Origin of the sequence: Flavobacterium amniphilum (assembly GCF_023634845.1) — a bacterium.
Taxonomy (GTDB): domain Bacteria; phylum Bacteroidota; class Bacteroidia; order Flavobacteriales; family Flavobacteriaceae; genus Flavobacterium; species Flavobacterium amniphilum.
The window spans coordinates 26,376-47,908 of the sequence record NZ_JAMLJL010000021.1 but is presented as its reverse complement, the minus strand read 5'-3'; the positions used below and the strand labels follow the sequence as shown (position 1 = coordinate 47,908).

The 21,533-nt window shown below is 36.6% G+C and carries 16 protein-coding genes; 13 read left to right on the top strand and 3 right to left on the bottom strand.

What is annotated here, in order from left to right; all coding sequences use genetic code 11:
• Positions 1-31 precede the first annotated feature (31 nt).
• The gene (locus tag NAT51_RS17615) at positions 32-484 is read right to left on the bottom strand and encodes a hypothetical protein (protein ID WP_250601047.1); all 453 of its coding nucleotides are present in this window, start codon (positions 482-484) and stop codon (positions 32-34) included.
• Positions 485-622: 138 nt separating this feature from the next.
• Here NAT51_RS17615 and NAT51_RS17610 point away from each other — a divergent pair, with 138 nt between their 5' ends.
• The 3 genes from NAT51_RS17610 to NAT51_RS17600 all read left to right on the top strand — a co-directional run bounded on the left by NAT51_RS17610 (position 623) and on the right by NAT51_RS17600 (position 4,729).
• Positions 623-958 carry a hypothetical protein gene (locus NAT51_RS17610; protein WP_250601045.1) on the top strand — a complete coding sequence of 112 codons (336 nt, stop codon included), beginning with the start codon at positions 623-625 and terminating at the stop codon, positions 956-958.
• A 93-nt stretch (positions 959-1,051) separates the two neighbouring features.
• Positions 1,052-3,190, top strand: coding sequence for a TonB-dependent receptor (locus tag NAT51_RS17605; protein WP_250601043.1), 2,139 nt, complete (start codon positions 1,052-1,054; stop codon positions 3,188-3,190).
• Between the two features lie 12 nt (positions 3,191-3,202).
• Entirely contained in the window at positions 3,203-4,729 is a 1,527-nt protein-coding gene (locus NAT51_RS17600) for a PepSY domain-containing protein (protein WP_250601041.1), read from the top strand.
• Between the two features lie 101 nt (positions 4,730-4,830).
• Here NAT51_RS17600 and lysS read toward each other — a convergent pair whose 3' ends face one another.
• The gene (gene lysS, locus NAT51_RS17595) at positions 4,831-6,522 is read right to left on the bottom strand and encodes a lysine--tRNA ligase (RefSeq protein ID WP_250601039.1); all 1,692 of its coding nucleotides are present in this window, start codon (positions 6,520-6,522) and stop codon (positions 4,831-4,833) included.
• A 663-nt stretch (positions 6,523-7,185) separates the two neighbouring features.
• Between lysS and NAT51_RS17590 the strand changes: the two genes are divergently transcribed.
• Both NAT51_RS17590 and lipB read left to right on the top strand, forming a co-directional pair.
• Positions 7,186-7,923, top strand: a complete 738-nt coding sequence (locus tag NAT51_RS17590; protein ID WP_250601038.1) for a hypothetical protein — start codon at positions 7,186-7,188, stop codon at positions 7,921-7,923.
• 3 nt (positions 7,924-7,926) lie between these two features.
• A complete protein-coding gene (lipB, locus tag NAT51_RS17585; protein WP_250601037.1) occupies positions 7,927-8,619 on the top strand; it encodes a lipoyl(octanoyl) transferase LipB in 693 nt (230 codons plus the stop codon).
• Positions 8,620-8,669: 50 nt separating this feature from the next.
• On the opposite strand, the gene NAT51_RS17580 is transcribed toward lipB, so the two are convergent.
• Positions 8,670-9,269: a ribonuclease HII gene (locus tag NAT51_RS17580; RefSeq protein WP_250601036.1), complete on the bottom strand. Its 600-nt coding sequence runs from the start codon at positions 9,267-9,269 to the stop codon at positions 8,670-8,672.
• 199 nt (positions 9,270-9,468) lie between these two features.
• Between NAT51_RS17580 and NAT51_RS17575 the strand changes: the two genes are divergently transcribed.
• From NAT51_RS17575 to NAT51_RS17540, 8 genes are all read left to right on the top strand, one after another.
• The gene (locus NAT51_RS17575) at positions 9,469-12,651 is read left to right on the top strand and encodes a SusC/RagA family TonB-linked outer membrane protein (RefSeq protein WP_250601035.1); all 3,183 of its coding nucleotides are present in this window, start codon (positions 9,469-9,471) and stop codon (positions 12,649-12,651) included.
• A 17-nt stretch (positions 12,652-12,668) separates the two neighbouring features.
• Entirely contained in the window at positions 12,669-14,240 is a 1,572-nt protein-coding gene (locus NAT51_RS17570) for a SusD/RagB family nutrient-binding outer membrane lipoprotein (protein ID WP_250601034.1), read from the top strand.
• Positions 14,241-14,328: 88 nt separating this feature from the next.
• Entirely contained in the window at positions 14,329-16,245 is a 1,917-nt protein-coding gene (locus tag NAT51_RS17565) for a putative porin (protein ID WP_250601033.1), read from the top strand.
• A 181-nt stretch (positions 16,246-16,426) separates the two neighbouring features.
• Entirely contained in the window at positions 16,427-17,788 is a 1,362-nt protein-coding gene (locus NAT51_RS17560; protein WP_250601032.1) for a pyridoxal-phosphate dependent enzyme, read from the top strand.
• A gap of 112 nt (positions 17,789-17,900) precedes the next feature.
• The gene (locus NAT51_RS17555) at positions 17,901-19,169 is read left to right on the top strand and encodes a DUF2851 family protein (RefSeq protein WP_250601031.1); all 1,269 of its coding nucleotides are present in this window, start codon (positions 17,901-17,903) and stop codon (positions 19,167-19,169) included.
• 40 nt (positions 19,170-19,209) lie between these two features.
• Positions 19,210-19,437 (top strand): PspC domain-containing protein, encoded by a 228-nt coding sequence (locus tag NAT51_RS17550; protein ID WP_250601030.1) that lies wholly within the window; start codon positions 19,210-19,212, stop codon positions 19,435-19,437.
• Positions 19,438-19,440: 3 nt separating this feature from the next.
• Positions 19,441-20,319 (top strand): ComEA family DNA-binding protein, encoded by an 879-nt coding sequence (locus NAT51_RS17545; RefSeq protein WP_250601029.1) that lies wholly within the window; start codon positions 19,441-19,443, stop codon positions 20,317-20,319.
• A gap of 28 nt (positions 20,320-20,347) precedes the next feature.
• Entirely contained in the window at positions 20,348-21,520 is a 1,173-nt protein-coding gene (locus tag NAT51_RS17540; protein ID WP_250601028.1) for an acyl-CoA dehydrogenase family protein, read from the top strand.
• The last annotated feature ends 13 nt before the right edge of the window (positions 21,521-21,533 follow it).

The window sequence follows — 21,533 nt, the reverse complement described above, 5'->3', positions numbered from 1 at the left end:
ATCTAAATAAAAAAAGTGAAAAGCCAAAAAATTATTCATCTTTAACATCGTTTTTTTGTTTGTGACCTCTTTTTATTTTGTGCATTTTGTGCTGTCTTTTCTCTGAATTGGCTTCCCATTTTTCGAATTGTTTTTCATTTAATATTTTTTTCATTTTGGCTTTATGTGCAATCTGTTCGTCAAGCATTTGGCTTTTCATGGTGAATTTCTCGTCAGCTGTTAATTCCTTTTTGGCTTCTCCCTGTTTTTTGAATTCGGCCATTTTGGCTTCTCTTTTTGCCGATTGATCAGCGATAACTGCGGCCATTTCTTTCTGTTGACTGGCGGATAAATCTAACTCCAGTGTCATTCTCTTTAATCGTAGCTGATTACGCTGCTCTGCAGATAATGGCGTTTTTTCTGTTTTACGTTCTCTGGTTTCCTGTGAAAACCCATTCATAGAAACAATCATAATCATTACAAGGGTTGTTGCTAACTTTTTCATGTCTTTTTAATTTTATGTTTGCTTATAAGACTTTGGAAATCCGTCAGGGTTTAATTACTTAACTTTTTTTTAGGATTGCAATTTTTATAGATTTACTTTTGCCCTGTGAAATATGCACTTTTATTATTAGGATTGTTTATGCTTATGAAACCTGTTTTTCCTTTCGTGGATTATGTGGTGAATTATGAGTATATATCTAAAGTATTGTGTGAGAATAAGGCTAAGCCTGAAATGAAATGTAATGGTAAATGTCATTTGATGAAGGAATTGGCAAAAGCTTCGGAAGAAGAAAAGCCGGTTTCGAATGACAAAAAAGCGACTCATTTCGAATTGGAAACTTTATTTATCCAGCAGCTTCCAGAGTTTAAATGTGAATATGCCGGAATTGTTGTTTCCAAAGACATAAATAAATCCTATTCTGATTTATATCATTACAGTGGTACTTCAGCTGTATTTCATCCGCCAACCGTTTAATTTTTGTTTTAAAGTAGTATTCTGCTGAATAGGCTGAACAATTTCCCGTGGTTTTTACTTTCGGGAGTAACACTCAATTATTAAACTTCTAAAATGAAAAAAATACTTTTTGCCTTACTCGTTTTAGGGCAAATGTCCTATGGGCAAAATTCAGAAAAGAAAGATTCTTTATATGTAAAATCTCTTGAAGATGTTGTGGTTACCGCAAATCGGGGAATGTCTTCGAAAAAAGAAGTTCCGGTTGCCATTTCAAAAATTTCGCAGAAAACCATTCTGGAAACCAAAGCAACGGCTGTTTATGAAATTATCAATAAAACACCGGGTGTTTTGATGGTGAATCTTGGAAATGAACAGCATTCCATGGCTATCAGGCAGCCAATGACTACAAATGCTTATTATTTATACCTGGAAGACGGATTGCCTATCCGTCCGCTTGGTGTTTTTAATCATAATGCATTGCTGGAAATCAACCAATTCAATCTGCAGGGAATTGAAGTGGTGAAAGGGCCGGTTTCGTCTCTTTATGGTTCAGAAGCGGTTGGTGGGGTTGTGAATTTGCTTTCCCTGAAACCGAATGTAAAACCTGAACTGAAAATTGGTTTGCAGGGCGATCAATTTGGTTATAGAAGACTACAGGCAGCCGGTGGAGCTACTATCGGGAAAATTGGTTTTCATATCGCCGGACTTTCAAGTCAGCAAAAAGATTCGTGGATGACTTTCTCTGATTATAACAAAGATAACATCAACGGACGTATTGATTACGCGATAAATGATAAAACCAGATTAATCGGTACGGCTTTTTATGGGGAGTATTATTCGGATATGAGTGGAAGTGTAAATGAAAATGACTTCAATAAAAGAACCTATAAAAGTACAACTGATTTTACCTATAGAAAATCACAGGCTTTACGAAGTAAAATAACACTGGAGAGAGATTGGTCTGAAAACGGGTATTCGTCCCTAACCGCTTTCACAAGGGATAATAAACTGGGGCAAAATCCTTCTTACGGAATCCGTTGGACGCAAGGCCAAACAACTGCAAAAGGTGAAATCAACTCCAATAATTTTAAAAGTTACGGAGCCGTGGCGCAGCATAACCAAACTTTGGATTTTCTGAATTCTTCTTTTGTTTTGGGCGGATTACTGGATTATTCTCCGGTTGACTATAACTCGTATCAAATCGATTTGAAAGCAAATTTAAATCCGGGAGGACAAACGGTGAGCAGCTACGAAATTGTTGCTGAGCGACCGGATGTTAAATTGGCAGATTACGAAGCAAAAATCTTCAATAAAGCAGGTTTCCTGCAATTAACAATGAAACCGGTTAAAAAGGTTGTTCTCACCGGAGGTGTCCGTTATGATAATATGAGTCTTGATTATACGAATCATATCGATAATTCAAACGGTACCAAAAGTTATGACCAATTTACGTTTAAATCGGGTGTTAATTATAATCCATTGGTGTGGGCTGGTTTCTACGGAAATTATTCGCAAGGATTTTCACCGCCGGGAGTGACTTCTATTTTCAGGGCTAAACCTGGGACCGGAGGAAGTACTGGGACTGATGCCGAGTTTTACTACAATCTTAAATCGGCAGAATTCAATAACTACGAAGTGGGGGGCTGGTTGAATCTTCTTGAAAAGAAATTGAACTTTGAATATTCATTCTATTACATGGAGGGTAAAAACGAATTGCTGAATATCCGTCAACCGGATAATTCAACCGATTACCAGTCGGCGGGAAAAACCCGTCACAAAGGAATCGAATTTGCCTTGAATTATATTCCAAACAAGCAGTTCAAAATCAGAGTAGGAGGAACAACAGCCCAACATACATTCATCGATTTCAAAGTGTCTGACAGGCCTTCTGATCCGGTGCAGAATTTAAACGGATTCGAAATGCCTTCTGCTCCAAAATGGACCGGTAATTCTGAAGTGAGTTATTATCCAAACTGGTTGCCAAATTTCAGGACTTCTGTCGAATGGCAAATGGTTTCAAGCTGGTATCAAAATCAGGTGAATACGGTGAAGTATGAAGGTTATAATGTTTTCAATGCCCGCTTAGGATATAAATGGAAAGAGTTTGAATGGTTTGTGAATGCCATTAATGTCACTGATAAGCTGTATGCCTACAATGTGACAAGAGGAAATGCGGCTAATGCACAACCAAGTTATACGGCTGCGGCGCCACGGACTTTTGTTTTCGGAATGCAGTACAATCTTTCACTTTAATTCATTGGCGTTATGGAGAAAAATTTAAAAAAGAAAAGCTTCGGAAAAAAACTGAAGAAAAAACTCAAACAGCGAATATATAAATGGCATAAGACTTTGGCACTTATAACTATGATTCCGATGATCTTCTGGTGTTTGTCGGGTATCATGCATCCGTTCATGGCACATTTCTTTAAACCGCAAATTGCGAATGAAACGTTGAAGGGACAAAAGTTTGATTCCTTGGAAATTCAAACCGGGATTCAGGAAGCCTTGTTGGTGAATCATATCACGGATGTGAAGAATTTCAGACTGGTAGTTTTTAATGATAATCAGTATTATCAGGTAAAAACCATTGCTGATAGTATTCTGTATATCAATACGTTCAATGGAAAATTATTGCCAGAAGGAGATAAACAGTACGGAGAATGGCTGGCCCGTTATTTTCTTGACGATCAGAAAAGTAAAATGACTGGTCATGAATTGATAACACAATTCAATTCGCAGTATAAGTATGTCAACCGATATCTTCCGGTGCACAAGGTTAGTTTTGAAAGAGATGATGAAATGGAAGTCTATGTGGAAACAACTTCGGATAAATTAGCGACTTTCAATCCAAAATCGAGACAATGGTTTATCTGGTTCTTTGATGTGTTCCATAATTGGTCTTTTTTGGATGCCATTGCTAATAATCCGGTTCGGATTTTCATCATGATTTTACTGCTTACCGTTATTGGTTTGTCAGCTCTTACCGGATTAGTAATCTATGGGTTATTCTGGAAACAGTTTAAAAAAGTTAAGGCAGAAGATGCTACTTCAAAATGGCGGAAATACCACCGCCAAACCGGATTGGCTTTGGCCTTGTTTACGGTTTTGTTTGCGTTCAGTGGCGGGTATCATGCCACAAAAAAATGGAGCCCGATTGCTTTTGAAGAAATGATGTATGAATCGGAGTTTAAAGTGTCTGATTTTGATTCGGATGAAGTGACGCGTTTCATGGCTCAGGATAGTTTTAAAAATATCAGTATGGTGAAGTTTAAAGAGGCTGTTTATTACCGTTCCCAATTGGCTAATGGTAAGAATGACAAAATCTTGTATGTAAATGCCAAGACTAAAAAAGTGAATGCTTATACCGATGCTGAATATGCAAAATACTTAGCCAATTATTTTAATGCTAAAGTGGCCGGAAAAGGGGCGACCTGCTGTGAAATGGATAGTGCTCCGGAAGAAAAATGCTGTGAGAAAAAGATAAAGGAAACGGCTGTTATAACCGATTTTAAAAACAGGGAATATGGCTTTGTAAACAAACGTTTACCGGTTGTAAAAGTAGCCTATGAATCCTGTGATGATAAAACGTTGTTTATTGAAACAGCTACTTCGCGTTTAGCGGCTTATGTGACCAATAGCGACAGGGTGGAAGGTTACTCCTTTGCCATCTTCCATAAGTTCTTGTTCATGGAATGGGCCGGAAAAGATATCCGTGACCTGACAATGGTACTGGCAGCTTTGGGTGTTTTGGTTGTGGGGATTCTCGGGATCAGAATGTTGTTCAAAAAATAGCCAATCCAATTATAGGAATTAAAAAAGGAACTCAACCGAGTTCCTTTTTTAATTATGTAGTAAGCTGAGCCTGTCGAATGGTCACTGAGCCTGTCGAAGTGTTAATTCAAAACCACAGTCTTATTATCACCATCAACAACAACTTTGGTCAAGCCATGTTTTGCCAAGCCTTTCATGGCAGCATCCCATTTCTTTCCGCTCAAGGCCGATTTTTCTTTCAACATTCCTATTGGCTGATTGTTCTCTGATTTTAACAATTCGATGATTAATTTCTCTTCTTCTGTTAATTCCGGACCTTTTTTCTCCGGTCTCATTTGCGGGAAGAATAATACTTCCTGGATCGATGCATTGTTCGTTAAGAACATGATCAAACGGTCCATTCCGATACCTAAACCTGATGTTGGTGGCATTCCATATTCCAATGCTCTTAAGAAATCTTCGTCAATAATTCCGTTTGCTTCGTCGTCACCTTTTTCAGCCAAAGCCATTTGCGCTTCAAAACGCTCTCTTTGGTCAATCGGATCATTCAATTCGGAATACGCGTTAGCGATTTCCTTACCACAAACCATCAATTCGAAACGTTCGGTCAAATCCGGGTTGTCTCTGTGTGATTTACATAGCGGAGACATTTCTTTCGGGTAATCCGTAATGAAAGTTGGCTGGATGAAGTTTCCTTCACATTTCTCACCAAAGATTTCATCGATCAGTTTTCCTTTCCCCATGGTTTTATTTACTTCGATGCCCATTCCTTTAGCCGCTTCAAATAATTCAGCTTCAGTCTTTCCGGTAATATCGAAACCGGTAAATTGTTTGATGGCATCAGTCATTGTAACTCTTGCGTACGGCGCTTTGAAGTTTACTTTGTGTTCGCCAAAAGTAGCTTCAGTTGTTCCGTTTACTTGTTGAGCACAGTATTCCAATAAGTTTTCGGTGAATTCCATCATCCAGTTGTAGTCTTTGTAAGCTACATAAATCTCCATTGCGGTAAATTCAGGATTGTGGGTTCTGTCCATTCCTTCGTTGCGGAAGTTTTTAGAAAACTCATACACGCCGTCAAAACCACCTACGATCAATCTTTTCAGATACAACTCGTTAGCAATTCTCATGTACAACGGAATGTCTAAACTATTATGGTGCGTGATAAACGGACGTGCAGCCGCTCCTCCCGGAATCGATTGCAATACAGGAGTTTCCACTTCCATATAACCCGCCTGATTGAAGAAAGTACGCATCGCGGTGAATAATTTAGTTCTCTTCATGAAAACATCTTTCACCTGAGGGTTCACTACTAAATCCACGTAACGCATACGGTAACGCAATTCAGGATCTACAAAAGCATCGAATATTTTTCCGTCTTCATCTGTTTTAGGCATTGGAAGCGGACGCAACGTTTTGCTCAAGAAAGCGAAACTCGTCACACGGATACATTGTGCACCCACCTGCGTAGTAAACAATTCCCCTTCCACACCAATAAAATCACCAAGGTCAGTCAGTTTTCTGAAAACCTGGTTGTATAACGTTTTATCTTCCCCCGGACAAATCACGTCGCGGTTAAGATAAAGCTGGATTCTTCCTTCACTGTCCTGCAATTCGGCAAAACAAGCCTTCCCCTGATCGCGGTTACTCATCAAACGGCCTGCCACGATAACCTTCTTACCTTCCTCAAAGCTTTCCTTTATCTGTTTTGAAGTGTGGTTTACAGGGTATAAATCAGCAGGATACGGATTGATGTTCAATTCACGTAACGCATTCAGTTTCTCTCTTCTAATGATTTCTTGTTCCGAAAGTTGCATAACAATGTTTTTAAGCGTGCAAAGATAAGTATTAGTTATAAAGTTTCAAAGCTGAAATTGATTAGTAACTAGTGATTAGTCCTTAGCTTTTAGTCTTAGGTCTGATGGTCTAAAAATCTAAGAAGTCTAAGAAGTCTAATAATCTAACAGTCTAAATAAGGGCGTGCCCCTTCGGGTCGGGCTATCCGCTCTATCTTTTATTCCGCTGCGCTGCATAAAAGGATGCCGCTTAACTTGTCTCGTCCTTAGACGAGATCCCTCACGCAAACAAAATCATCCTTTTTTGTGAAATTTCACTACTGCTGGAAGATTCTTTCTTTCTGTCAAAAGAATTTTTGCTCATTTCAAAAGATTTTTTATTGCTGCTGAAAGACTTTTTCTTCCTGTCAAAAGAATTATTATTTCTGTCAAAAGACTTTTTTTATCTGTAAAAAGGATTTTTCTTGCTGCTAAAGGAATTATTAATTCTGTCAAAAGACTTTTTCTTCCTGTCAAAAGTGTTTTTGTTCCGGCCAATATAAATCTGGCAATCTGATAATCGAACAATCGGACAATCCAAAGAAAACTCCCCCTTGACAAAATATCATCTTCTGTCGACTTTCGACTTTTGACTTTTGACTTTCGACTTACTTCTTTGTATCTTTGGCAAAACAAAAATTTCAGATGAAAAAACTGCTAATACTATTTGCCTTTGTCTTCAGTTTGACGAGTTGTACGTTTACTGAAGAAATTACAATCAGTCCTGACGGAGCCGGGAAATACAATTTAAAGATGGACGGCTCTTCTTTTATGGCCATGATGCCTAAGGATACTACCGGGACAGCAAAAAACATAGATTCGGTTTTTACCTTTAAAGAAATACTGGCGGCAAAAAAAGACAGTATCGATAAATTGCCTGCTGATCAACGCGAAAAGATTAAACAACTCGAGCGTTTTAATATGCACATGAAAATGAATCATGATTCGAAAGAGTTTTTATTTTCAATGGCAACAAACTTTAAGTCGGTTTCAGAATTGCAGGATGTAATGAACAATCTGGCTGAGATCCAGAAAATGAGTAAAGGCGGATCGCAAGGTAACCCGATGGGGGATTTGGGAGGATTCAGCGGTAACGGATCAAAAATCAATTATACCTATAATGGTAAAAAATTCACGCGTAAGGCAACTGTTGATAAAGAAGCGTTGAAAAAACTGGATAACGATTCGTTGGATTCATACAAGATGATTTTCGAATCTTCTAAATATGTAATCAAGTATAACTTCCCGAAGGCGGTGAAAAAAGTTTCCAATCCGAATGCGTTATTTTCGGAAGATAAAAAAACGATTACAATCGAGTATTCCTTCAATGAGTATTTAAAAGAACCTGAAAAATTAAACTTCGAAGTAGAATTCGTAAAATAAGCCATGAATAAAAAAGTCCAACTTCAGGATTTGGGAAATAAAGATTATAAAGAGACTTGGGATTACCAAGAGCAGATTTTTGCTGATATCGTTTCCCAAAAAGTTGAAAAACGAACAAATCCCGAAATTAATACCTCTAATTATTTTCTTTTTGTCGAACATCCCCATGTGTATACGTTAGGAAAAAGCGGTGACATGAGTAATTTACTTCTTTCAGAAAAACAACTGGAAGAAAAGGGTGCTACATTTTATAAGATCAACAGAGGAGGAGATATTACCTATCACGGTCCCGGGCAAATTGTAGGATATCCTATTTTGGATCTGGAAAACTTCTTTACCGATATTCATAAATATTTACGTTTATTGGAAGAGGCGATTATTTTAACCTTAGCTGATTATGGTTTACAATCGGAAAGAAGTGAAGGGGAAACCGGAGTGTGGTTAGGAGTGGGGACGCCGTTCGCGAGAAAAATATGTGCAATGGGAGTGCGTGCTTCGCGTTGGGTAACCATGCATGGTTTTGCGTTGAATGTAAATGCGAACCTGGGGTATTTTGATAATATTATTCCGTGTGGGATAAAAGGAAAGGCAGTTACTTCTTTGCATGTTGAATTAGGTAGGGAGGTTGATGAAGAAGAAGTCAAGCAAAAAATAGTAAAACATTTCGCTGATTTGTTTGAAGCTGAGATGATATAATATATGGGAGTGATATAAGAAAAAAGAGGTTCAATTTGAGCCTCTTTTTTTTATAATTCCAATTTCAGTTGTTCCGGTAACAGCCGGAAAGACATCCTGTGGTATTTTGTAGGGCCGTATTTAGCAATGGCTTCCCGGTGATCTTTGGTAGGGTAGCCTTTGTTTTTGTTCCAGCCGTACATGGGGAACTCCTCATGAATGCGGTTCATGTATTCATCTCGGTATGTTTTGGCTAAAACCGAAGCGGCTGCAATACTTAAGTATTTACTGTCTCCTTTAACAATGGTTGAATACGGAATTTCATTTACCGGTTTGAAGCGGTTTCCGTCTACTATAATATAGGTGGGGGTTGGGGTAAGTTTTAATATGGAGTCCTGCATGGCTTTAATGGAAGCGTTCAGTATGTTTATTTTGTCGATCACTTCAGGTTCGAGGTGGGTTACGGCAAAAGATAATGCTTTTTCTTCAATAAGAGGCTTGATGCTTTCCCGTATTTTTTCTGATAATTGTTTGGAATCATTCAGTTTGTTTATTGAAAAACCTTCGGGAAGTATAATTGCTGCTGCCGTTACCGGTCCGGCCAGACATCCGCGTCCTGCTTCGTCTGTGCCGCATTCTAATGCATTATTTGTAAAACTTTGGAGTAACATTATGTTAATTTTAGCAAAAATACACTATTTCGCGCAACCTTTTGAAAATATGAGCATCAAGTTACTAAAATCATTGCGCTAATGATTGCAGTTCGGCTAATTTTTTAACTTAAATAAATAGTAATATTCCGAAGTATTATTTGGTAGTTTAAGAAATAATTAAGAAGTTTGCGGAATAACTAACTCAAATAAAAATAATATGAGATCAAAGTTCAAATGGATTTTTACGCTTTTAATGGCGTTTACAATGCAGTTTTCTTTTGCTCAAGAGAAAACTATTACTGGAACGGTATCTGATGCAACAGGGCCAATTCCAGGTGCGAACGTTGTTGTGCAAGGGACAACTCGTGGGGTACAAACAAATTTTGATGGTAGCTATACTATCAAAGCAAAAGAGGGTGAAAAATTAGTTTACTCTTTTATGGGTATGAATGATGTTGTGAAGACAGTTGGTGCTTCTAACGTTATTAATACTGTTTTAAGTGATAACACTCAACAATTGAAAGAGGTAGTTATTGGAGCTGTAGGTATTAAAAAGAAAAAATCTGCAGTAACATCATCTTATTCAACTGTTAATAACGAAGACTTAAAAGCGGCTAACAACCCTGATGCTGTAAGAGCGTTAGTAGGTAAGGTTTCTGGGGTTACTATCAACGGTACATCTAATGGTGTAGGTGGTGGAAACTCAATCCGTGTTCGTTCAATGTTGTCTTTAACTGGTAATACAGAGGCTTTAGTTGTAATTGATAACGTTATCTCTACTGCTGATGTTATGGCTTCTTTACCTGCTGATGTTATCCAAAACGTAACTGTATTAAAAGGTGCTCAAGGAGCTGCTTTATACGGTTCTCAAGGTAAACAAGGGGTTGTTGTTGTAACAACTAAAAAAGGTGCTAAAGATGATAAATTTACAGTTGCAGTTAATTCAGCTGTAGATTTTGAAGAAATCAACTTCATTCCTGAAAGACAACAGTCTTACGGACAAGGATGGTACGGTGCTTGGGATCCACAAGAAAATGGTGGATGGGGAGAATTATTTGACGGATCTATCCGTGCAGTAGGTATTCCTAACCCTGATGGTACTTCTGTTGAAGCTCCTTACAGTGCTCGTGGAAACGACGAAATCAAAAAATTCTACCAACAAGGTCAGATCTATCAAAACAACATCAACGTTAACGCTGGTGGTGCTGACGGATTCGTGAACTTAAACATTGGTAACTTAAGAAGAGATTTCATCTTAGAAGGTGATAACTTAAACCGTAATACTATAGTTTTAAACGCTGGTAAAAAAGCTGGTAAATTAACAGTTGGAGGTACTTTTACTTTAACTAATACAAGAACTAAGCAAGCTGACGTTAATGCTCAGACTAGCCGTGCAGATTATACGTTATTAACTAACTTATTGCAAACTGCATCTAACGTGCCTATCGAATTGTTTAAAGATAGAGGTGTTTATGGATGGAATGGTTACTACCAAAACCCATGGTTAGCTAAGAAAACTAACAGATTATTCAACACTGATAACTATGTGAATGCTGGTATCAATGCTGCATACGAGTTAAACAAAAACATGTCAGTTTCTTATACTGGATCTTACCAGTTCAGAAACAACTCTCAAGAGTCTCACGCTGACCAAGTAATCGGACCAGCTGAAGCTTTAGCTGATTTCTCAAGTACAGGTAACTACTTCCAAAGTAACTTGAACTCTTCTTACTACTATGGTGACTTATTGTTCAATATGAACTATGACTTAACTGATAAAGTTGGTTTCAAAGCTAATATTGGTCAAAACATGCAGTATACTTTAACTGAAAGAAGATCTCAAGGAGGTTTCAACTTAGATATTCCTGGTTTCTACCACATTTCTAACGTATTGTTTCCTGAGAACCCATCTTTATTGGTTAACAGAAAAATCATTACTAAAACTATCGCTGGTTTTGCTAACTTTGATTTGAACTATGAAGATTATTTATTCTTGAATGCTACTGCACGTTACGAAGGTAACAGTGTTGCTGCTAAAGGAAACCAATTCTATTTCTATCCATCTGCGGGTGTTTCATTTGTACCTACAAAAGCATTTGATGGTTTAAAAGACAACAAAGTTGTTAGTAACTTAAAAGTGTTTGCTAACTATACTCAAGTAGGTTCATTAGATCCGGTAGCTGCTTACGATATCTTATCTCTTGCTGCTATTGCTGCTGACTTTGCTTACCCTGATACTGGTAACTCTTACAATAACTTAACAGCTATCACTGATCCTAACATCAAACCAGAGAAATATACTACATATGAAGCTGGTATTAACTTAGGTTTATTCAGAGACAGAGTTAACTTAGACGTTTCAGCTTATCAAACTAACACTACTGATTTGATTACTGATGTAACTGTAAGTAGTACTACAGGTTTGAATACTATGAAAGGTAATAATGGAGAGTTAGAAGCTAAAGGTTTAGAAGTAGACTTAGCTTTCATGCCATACAATACTGATAATTTCAAATGGAATACAAGACTTTCTTACACTACTAACGATACTAAAGTTGTAGATGCTGGAGATTCTAACAAAGTTGTATTATTCAACGGAGGTAACTCAAATGTTGATTTCGATATCTCTGCAGTTGAAGGACAATCTTTCCCTTACATCACTGGTACAGACTGGATGAGAGATGATCAAGGAAGAATTATCTTAAACGCTGAAGGACGTCCAACTGTTGACGCTACTTTCAAAAACTTAGCAAAAGCTACTCCTGATTACATTTTAGGTTTAACAAATAGCTTTGAGTACAAAGGAATCGGTTTATCATTCACTATGGATTACAGAACTGGTCACAGCTTTATCTCTCAAACTAAATACAACTTAACTTGGAATGGTCACTTAGTAGAGTCTGGTAACTTTGACAGAAACGTTGGTTTCTTAATGCCTAACTCATCTATCGCTGATCCAGGAAACCCAGGTCAGTATATCGATAACACTTCTGTATTAACAGGTGGTTTCTATACTTCAACTGGTGTTGCTAACCGTACTCAGGATTATTTCGGACAAGCTTCTCAATTAGGTTGGTTCAACTTAGTAGATGCAACTGCTTTGAAAATCAGAGAGATTGCTTTAAGCTACTCTTTACCTAAGAAAATGATTGAAAAAGCTGGTTTGACTTCATTCAAATTGAGTGTGAATGCTAGAAATCCATTCGTTTGGTTAGCTGATAACAACCGTGGATATTCTGATCCAGAAGCTAGTAGCCAAGTTAACACTAGTAACTCTGTTGCTGGTAGAACTGCTCAAGGAACTTTAACAAACACGTCTAGAAATGGTTTAGGATTTATTGGTGATGCACAATATCCTTCTACTAGAACTGTAGGTTTCTCTATCAATGCGTCATTTTAATTTTTAATTAGTACTCTATGAAAAAAATATTTTTATCTGCACTTGCTGTATTCACCCTTTTTTCATGTGAAGATTATCTTGACGTGAATGAGGATCAGCAAAACAGACCTGACTTTGAAAGCCTTAACCCTAAGCAAATGTTGGCTGGTGTTTTAGTGAACTACGGTAACCACCAAAACACTACAGTATCTGATTTCGGAAACAGAATGGCTTATATCTGGGGATTAAACACTGGATTTACATCTAATGATCCTGCTTACGATTATAACTTTAACAGTAGCAGTTATAATGGGTTGTTCAATACAACTTACTTATTAACTGATAATGCTCAGGATATCCTTGATAAGGAAGAAAAATTCCCTAACTATGAATATCACTTTGGTATCGCTAAGATTTTCAAAGTATTAGGTATGGATTACGTAACTGCATTATATGGAGACGTTCCTTATTCACAAGCATTCAGAGATGATGTTTCTGCTCCTGCTTATGATGATGATAAAACTATCATCCCTGCTTTATTTGCTGAAATCGATGAAGCAAGAACATTCCTTAATACTTCAAACCCTGATGTTATTGCTTTAGGTACTGAAGATGTTGTATTCCACGGAGATCTTGCTAAATGGAATCAGTTATTAAACACTGTTGAGCTTAAATTAGCTTTACGTTTATCTAAAACTACTGATCCTGCTTTAGTAACTTTAAGAAATACAAGATTTGCTGGATTAAGTGCTAATCCTGATTTCATCACTGAAGATGTAGCTTACAACCCTGGATTTAACATCTCTGTATCTAAGAGAAACCCAATTTTCGAAACTTGGGGATTAAACGATGGTTTAGATGCATTTACATCTGCTAACAGAGCTCAGGCTGCTGGAGATTTCGTAGCTCGTTTAGTTAACGGTACTATGAATGATGCTAATATCACTACTGGTCTTGTTGATCCACGTAGATCTAGAATGTTCGCATTAGTTGGAGGTCAAGTTGTTGGAAATGTACAAGGTGTATTCCCTAGTACTACTATTTCAAGATTTGCTTCTTTCTACTTCGGTAGAGTTGGTGCTGATGCTCATGATGCTGACAACAATGCTTCAATCCGTGATGCATATTTGATGCAAGCTGCTGAAGCTCACTTCTTGAAAGCTGAGGCTATTCAAAGAGGTTACTTAACTGGTGCTGGTACTGCTCAAGGTTCATTTAATGCTGGTATTACTGCTTCATTCAATTTCTATAGCAGAAACTGGGGTACAGTAACTTCTTTCACTACATTGAATCCTGTAACTTATATCGCAGCTATCGATACTAAAAACGGTTTAGGATGGACTGGTTCTACTGATAAAATCAGTGCAATCATGACTCAAAAGTATTTAGCTTTAGCTAACTGGCATGGTATTGAGCCTTATTTAGATCATTTAAGAACTGGTTACCCGGTATTACCTTTACCGCAACCTGTAACATCTAGAACTACAAGACCTTTCAGAATGATTTATCCTTCTAGAGAGTACTCTACTAACAGTGGAAATGTTCCGGTGCTTACATTAAATGATATCTTCACTAATGGTCCTACAACACCATACTTCTTACAAAACTAATTTTTGTAGAATATATAATAGAAACTCCCGCATTTGCGGGAGTTTTTTTATGCTTTTATTTTAACTTCATTTGTGTATTTTTGCATTGATGAAGAAACTTCTTATTATTTCTCTGTTTTTTATGTCGTTTTGTGGTTTCGCACAAGATGATGAATTGCCTATCCAAAAAGATACCGTCAGGAGATCGTTGCGTGGGAAAGTGAGCACACTGCCAAAAGCAGCTCATAATATGTATAAAATCTTTTCGCTGGAAAAGGATACTGTTTTTGTAGATACTTCACTGACGATTAAATCAGATTATAAATTCAATTACCTCAGAAAAGATAATTTTGGAGTATTGCCGTTTAACAATGATGGGCAAACTTATAATACTCTTGATTTCGGGTTGAACCGTTTTGATGTAAGACCTAATTTTGGTTTTAAGGCCAAATACTTTAATTATTATACTGTTGAGGATATGAAATATTATTCTGTGGCAACTCCTCTAACCGAACTTTATTTTAAAACAACATTGGAACAGGGACAAAGTGTTGATGCTTTTATTACCCTGAATACTTCTAAAAACCTTAATATGTCTATTGGTTACAAAGGTTTAAGGTCTTTGGGGAAATACATCAATTCTCTTTCAAGTAATGGGAATTTTATTTTTACTACGAGTTATTCCACAACAAGTAAAAGATATGTTGCCAACTTGCATTTTGCAGGACAGGACTTTCTTAATAATGAAAATGGAGGTTTGCAGAATAAAGCCGATTTTGAATCGGGTGATCCCGAATTCCAACAGCGTTCAAGATTGGAAGTTAATTTTGATGATGCTTCGTCTATTTTTAAATCTAAACGCTATTTTGTCGATCACACCTTCCGAATCAATAAAAACGATTTAGCTAATACAGTTTTGTTGGATCACCAGTTTAACTACGAAACTAAATCGTACGATTTCAGAATGACAACTGAAACTGAAAAATTTGGAGATGCCTATGTTTCGTCAAATTATAGTGACTATACAAAGTCAAATGATATGTATAACCGTTTAGGTGCTACTTTTTCAAATTCAACTATTGGGAAGTTTAATGTGTTTATCGAGAACTATCAATACAATTATTTTTATGACCGTTACTCTTTATCCGATGATCAGGTTGTAATTCCCAATTCGATTCACAATAACCTGAATGCTTTTGGGGGCAAATATTTTTATGACAAAAATAAAATTAAAGGTTATGGTTTGTTTTCTAAAGCAATTTCAAATCAAACATTCTCCAAATTAGAGTTGTTTGCACGATACGAGTTTGATGATAAAAACTCATTTACTGCAATGTATCAAAATTTGAGCAAAGTTCCTGATTTGAATTATATATTGTATCAAAGTGATTTCATTAATTATAACTGGTATAATAGCTTTAAAAATGAAAAAATAAATAATCTGAAAGTTAGTGCTAAAACACAATGGTTAACCGTGGAGGTTCAATTGACAACACTCAACGATCATTTGTATTTTAGTAATGATGATGTAACTGGTGAGAAAATCCTTGTTACGCCGAAACAGTACGGTGAAACAATTAATTATTTTTCTGTAAAAGCACAAAAAGAATTCAAATTCGGAAAATTTGCCATAGATAATACCTTTCTATTCCAGCAGACAGAACAAGAAGCGGCAATATTAAATGTGCCTAAGTTTGTTACACGAAACACGTTATATTATACAGATAAGTTATTTAAAAAAGCTTTATTTCTGCAAACAGGATTTACATTCCAGTATTTTTCAAAATACAATGCGAATGCTTACAATCCTTTGATTTCCGAATTTTATGTTCAGGATACTGAGAAGATTGGAGATTTTCCTTTAATTGATTTCTTTGTGAATGCCCGTGTGCGTCAAACCCGTATTTTTTTGAAAGCGGAGCATCTTAATTCAAGCTTTACCGGGAATAAATTCTATTCGGCACCTAATTACCCGTATAAAGATTTTGTGATCCGTTTCGGATTGGTTTGGAATTTCTTCCAATAAATCATATCATTATTTTTTTGGCGTGACCACAAGGGTCGGGCTCTACGCTGTATCTTTTAATCCGGGTTTGCCCAGCAAACCCGGATTAAAAGGATGCCGCTCTGATCCCTCACGCAAGTTAACCTTAATTTCAAAATTCAATTTCTATTTTCTACCTTTGTACCAACAAAAAACAATTAAAATGCAATACGCAAAAAACATATTGGAAACCATTGGGAATACACCATTGGTACAATTAAACAAAGTCACGGCTGAAGTGGATGCACTTGTTTTGGCAAAAGTGGAAACGTTCAATCCCGGAAATTCGGTAAAAGACCGTATGGCTGTAAAAATGATTGAAGATGCAGAAGCAGACGGACGTTTAAAACCGGGAGGAACCATTATTGAAGGAACATCGGGAAATACAGGAATGGGATTAGCTTTAGGAGCAATCGTTAAAGGCTATAAGCTGATTTGTGTAATCTCTGATAAACAATCAAAAGAAAAATGTGATATCCTTCGTGCAGTTGGAGCTAAAGTTGTGGTTTGTCCTACTGATGTGGAACCAACTGATCCGCGTTCATATTATTCAGTTTCAAAAAGACTGGCTGAAGAAACACCTAATTCCTGGTACGTAAACCAATATGATAATCCAAGTAATGCAGTTGCCCATTATGAGCAAACCGGCCCCGAAATCTGGGAACAGACAGAAGGTAAAATCACACACTTTGTGGTTGGTGTAGGAACCGGAGGTACAATTTCGGGTGTGGCTAAATATTTAAAAGAGAAAAATCCAAATATTAAAATCTGGGGAATTGATACTTACGGTTCGGTTTTCAAAAAATACCATGAAACAGGGATTTTTGACGAGAACGAAATTTATACTTATATAACAGAGGGTATCGGAGAAGATATTTTACCTAAAAATGTTGATTTTTCATTAATCGACGGATTTACAAAAGTTACTGATAAGGATGCTGCTGTTTATACCCGTAAAATAGCTTTGGAAGAAGGTATTTTTGTTGGTAATTCTGCCGGTGCTGCCGTGAAAGGCTTAATCCAGCTGAAAGAGCATTTTACGAAAGATGATGTGGTAGTGGTTTTATTCCATGATTCAGGAAGCCGTTATGTTGGAAAAATGTTCAATGATGATTGGATGCGTGAAAGAGGTTTCCTGGATGAGGATATCACAAAAGCAGAAGATTTAATCAAAGAGCATATTGATAAGCCTTTAATTACTGTGCGCACTGAAGAATTGGTTTCACATGCAATTGAGCGTATGCGTAAATATAAAATTTCCCAAATACCAGTTGTTGACATAAACGGATTTGTAGGTTCTGTTGATGAATCAGATTTGTTCCAAAGTTATATTGATGATAAAAACACTGCAGAAAGACCAATCCGTGAGGTAATGGGAGCGCCTTTTCCGATTGTGAAATTAGGGACTTCTGTAGAAGAAGTTTCTAAACTGATCAATAAAGACAATCAAGCGGTTTTAGTTGATTTAGGCAATAATAAGTATCATATCATAACAAAACATGATATTATCAATTCGATTAAGTAAGCGCTTTGAATACATTATAAAGACCTCCAGACTGTAAAAAGTTTGGAGGTTTTTCTTTTTTGACCTATTTTTGATTTGATTATAAGCCATTTAGTTTTTTATACGCCACATTATGAAAGAAGATTTTTTGCACTACGTATGGCAATACAAGAAATTTGCCTTCTCCGGACTGAGAACTGTTCAGGGAGAATTACTTCAAATTTTAGATACCGGGAATTCACTCCGGCAGTCTGGTCCCGACTTTTTTAACGCAAGAATAATTTTAGATGACCAGAAATGGGCCGGGAATGTTGAAATTCATCTCAAGTCTTCCGACTGGTATTTGCATCACCATGAACGAGATCAGCATTATGATAATGTCATCTTGCATGTTGTGTGGAAACATGATGCAGGTGTCTTTAGAAAAGATAATTCTGAAATACCTGTTTTGGAAATTTGTCATTTTGTTTCTCCTGATTTAATCCGCGATTATCAAAAATTGCAAGCCCGGAAATCATGGGTCAATTGTGAAAACGAAATTAAAACGATTCCACAGTTTTTGATGCAAAATTGGAATGAACGTTTGTTCTTTGAACGTCTTGAACGTAAAGTTGAGCCCATAAATGCCTTGTTGAAGGAAAGTAACAATGATTGGGAAGCTACTTTTTTTTGTTTATTGGCTAAAAATTTTGGGTTAAATGTGAATGGTGAGCCATTTTATAGAATTGCCTGCTCAATTCCCTTTTCGGTGATTAGGAAAGAATCGTTTGACGTGCAGTATTTGGAGGCTCTTTTCTTTGGTCAGGCCGGATTTCTTACTTCAGAATCGCAGGATAATTATGTGAAGGAGCTGAAAGATTTACATGATTATTTGTCTATTAAATATCAATTAGAGAAAAATGTCCATCCTCCGATTGAATTCTTCCGATTACGTCCGGATAATTTTCCAACAATACGTTTGGGACAGTTGGCTATGTTGTATCACCGTCACCGTAATCTCTTTTCAAAGATTATTACAATTAAAACGTTACCTGAGTTTTATGCTTTGTTTGATGTTTCTGTGTCAAGTTATTGGGAACTGCATTATAATTTTGAGAAGTCTTCCAAGTTGAAAGACAAAACACTTTCGAAATCTTTCGTTGATTTACTTATTATAAATACAGTGATCCCGTTCAAATTTGCCTATGATTTGTTTTTGGGGAAAGATATTTCCGAAGAGCATATCAATATTTTGCAAAAGATAGCGCCAGAGAGTAATTCTATTATCAATAAGTTTAAAGAATTCGGAATTGAAGCGGTTAATGCTTTTGAGACACAGTCTTTATTACAGCTCAAAAATGTTTACTGTGATAAAAACAGGTGTTTGGAATGCGCTGTTGGAATTGAACTTTTAAAAAATTAAAAAATAGTGTAGCTTTACACATCACTAAACAATAAAAAATATGTCTTTTGTTCTAAAATTAAAATATTACTTCGAAGAACAGGGTTTTCACATTGCCTCACGTTTAGCTGAAAAGTTAGGAATGAGAACGAATAATGTTCGCCTTTTCTTTATATATATATCTTTTGTGACTGCAGGATTGTGGTTTGGAGTGTATCTGACGATTGGTTTTATTATTAAACTGAAAGATTTGGTCCGTGCCAAAAGATCGTCTGTTTTCGACCTATAATAAATGAATTTCAATACATATCTCCGTTTTAACAGAGAGCAACGAATCGGTCTGGTTATTCTGGCCGGTTTGATTATTGCTTTTCAGTTAGTGTATTGTTTTGTTGATTTTTCGTCTGAAAAAGTTGTTACTGTTCAAGAGGAAGAATGGCTTTCAATGCAAACCGAAGTAGATTCCTTAAAGAAGGTATCGGCAAAACCGGTAAAAAAGATCTATTCCTTTAATCCAAATTTTATAACCGATTATAAAGGTAATAAATTAGGGATGAGTGTTGCTGAAATTGACAGATTGCTTGCTTTCAGGGAAACAGGCAAGTATGTTAATTCTGCAGAAGAGTTCCAGGCCGTGACCAAAGTGTCTGATTCTTTACTTGCAGTTGTTTCGCCTTATTTTAAATTTCCGGACTGGGTGAAAAACAGAAAGAATTTTAACTATCAAAAAAATGAATATCAAATTTTTGAAAAGAAAGAAAAGAAAATAACCGTAATAGATATTAATCAGGCAACAAAAGAAGAATTGATGGCTATTTACGGTATCGGTGACGCAATTTCTGATCGGATACTGAAGCAGAAAGAAACTTTAGGCGGATTTGTAAGTATGGACCAGTTGGAAGATGTCTGGGGATTGTCGCCGGAAGTTGTTTCAGAACTTAATAAACATTTTAAGATTGTGACAGTTCCTGATATTGTAAAAATTGATATTAATAATGAGTCGGTTAAAAATTTAAGCAAGTTTCCATATTTCAGGTATGCTTTGGCCAAAGAAATTGTGACCTATCGCAGTATGAATAACGGAATTAAATCGATTGAAGAATTGACAAAAATTAAAGGCTTTCCAATTGAAAAAGTCAAAATTATTGCGTTATATTTGGACTTTAAATAATACAACGTACTTAGAATAGGAAAAAACCATGAATTCAATTTATTTTACCGAAGACCATCAATTGTTTAGAGAGAGTTTTCGCGATTTTTTACATAAAGAAGTTGTTCCGCATATCGAAAAGTGGGAAAAAACAGGAAGTATAGAACGTTTTATCTGGAAGAAATTTGGTGAAATGGGCTTCTTTGGCCTGATATATCCTGAAGCCTATGGAGGTTCAAATCTGGATTTGTTTTACACGGTTGTTTTTCTGGAAGAACTTCAGAAAATTAAATCGTCAGGATTTGCTGCCGCAATGTGGGCGCATGGTTATCTGGCAATGACGCATTTAAATGCCGAAGGTGATGAGCGTATTAAACAAGAATATTTAGCACCCAGTATTGCAGGAGAGAAAATTGGTGCTTTGTGTATTACTGAGCCTTTTGGAGGAAGTGATGTCGCAGGAATGCGCACAACGGCAGTAAAGAAAGGTGATAAATATGTAATTAATGGTTCTAAAACTTTTATTACCAACGGAGTTTATGCCGATTACTATGTAGTTGCAGCTAAAACCACTCCGGATATCGGGAATAAAGGAATCAGTATGTTCTTAGTTGATGCCAAATTAAGCGGTATATCGGCTACTAAACTTGATAAGTTGGGTTGGAGAGCATCAGATACGGCTGAAATAGCATTTGATAATGTAGAGATACCGGTTGAAAACTTGATGGGAGAAGAAGGAAAAGGTTTTCCTTATATCATGCAACATTTTGCTTTGGAACGTTTGATTATGGCTATTAATGCGCATGCAAGAGCTGAATATGCAATTGATTATACGCTTGAATATATGTCACAACGTGAAGCTTTCGGAAGCAAGATTAATACATTCCAGGCTTTGCGCCATACTATGGTTGAACATGCGACAGAAGTTGAACACTGTAAATTGTTTAATTATGTCGCTACCGCAAGATTGAACGGTGGTGAGTATGTGGTGAAAGAAGCTACAATGGCTAAATTGAAATCAACTAAAGTTGCTGATCAGGTAATTTATGACTGTTTACAGATGTTAGGTGGTTATGGTTATATGGAAGAGTATCCGTTAGCGCGTTTATTACGCGATAGCCGTTTAGGGCCAATTGGAGGCGGTACTTCTGAAATTTTAAAAGAAATTTTGTCGAAAATGATAATTGATAACAAAGATTACCAACCGGCAGTAAAAAAGTAAAGGAGTTAAATAA

Excerpts from the sequence above, each read along its gene's own strand:
- NAT51_RS17555 (WP_250601031.1), top strand. The coding sequence starts at position 17,901 with ATGAAAGAAGATTTTTTGCACTACGTATGGCAATACAAGAAATTTGCC.
- NAT51_RS17550 (WP_250601030.1), top strand. The coding sequence starts at position 19,210 with ATGTCTTTTGTTCTAAAATTAAAATATTACTTCGAAGAACAGGGTTTT.
- NAT51_RS17540 (WP_250601028.1), top strand. The coding sequence starts at position 20,348 with ATGAATTCAATTTATTTTACCGAAGACCATCAATTGTTTAGAGAGAGT.
- NAT51_RS17605 (WP_250601043.1), top strand. The coding sequence starts at position 1,052 with ATGAAAAAAATACTTTTTGCCTTACTCGTTTTAGGGCAAATGTCCTAT.
- NAT51_RS17560 (WP_250601032.1), top strand. The coding sequence starts at position 16,427 with ATGCAATACGCAAAAAACATATTGGAAACCATTGGGAATACACCATTG.
- lipB (WP_250601037.1), top strand. The coding sequence starts at position 7,927 with ATGAATAAAAAAGTCCAACTTCAGGATTTGGGAAATAAAGATTATAAA.
- lysS (WP_250601039.1), bottom strand. The coding sequence starts at position 6,522 with ATGCAACTTTCGGAACAAGAAATCATTAGAAGAGAGAAACTGAATGCG.
- NAT51_RS17580 (WP_250601036.1), bottom strand. The coding sequence starts at position 9,269 with ATGTTACTCCAAAGTTTTACAAATAATGCATTAGAATGCGGCACAGAC.
- NAT51_RS17570 (WP_250601034.1), top strand. The coding sequence starts at position 12,669 with ATGAAAAAAATATTTTTATCTGCACTTGCTGTATTCACCCTTTTTTCA.
- NAT51_RS17615 (WP_250601047.1), bottom strand. The coding sequence starts at position 484 with ATGAAAAAGTTAGCAACAACCCTTGTAATGATTATGATTGTTTCTATG.
- NAT51_RS17610 (WP_250601045.1), top strand. The coding sequence starts at position 623 with ATGCTTATGAAACCTGTTTTTCCTTTCGTGGATTATGTGGTGAATTAT.
- NAT51_RS17575 (WP_250601035.1), top strand. The coding sequence starts at position 9,469 with ATGAGATCAAAGTTCAAATGGATTTTTACGCTTTTAATGGCGTTTACA.
- NAT51_RS17590 (WP_250601038.1), top strand. The coding sequence starts at position 7,186 with ATGAAAAAACTGCTAATACTATTTGCCTTTGTCTTCAGTTTGACGAGT.
- NAT51_RS17545 (WP_250601029.1), top strand. The coding sequence starts at position 19,441 with ATGAATTTCAATACATATCTCCGTTTTAACAGAGAGCAACGAATCGGT.
- NAT51_RS17600 (WP_250601041.1), top strand. The coding sequence starts at position 3,203 with ATGGAGAAAAATTTAAAAAAGAAAAGCTTCGGAAAAAAACTGAAGAAA.
- NAT51_RS17565 (WP_250601033.1), top strand. The coding sequence starts at position 14,329 with ATGAAGAAACTTCTTATTATTTCTCTGTTTTTTATGTCGTTTTGTGGT.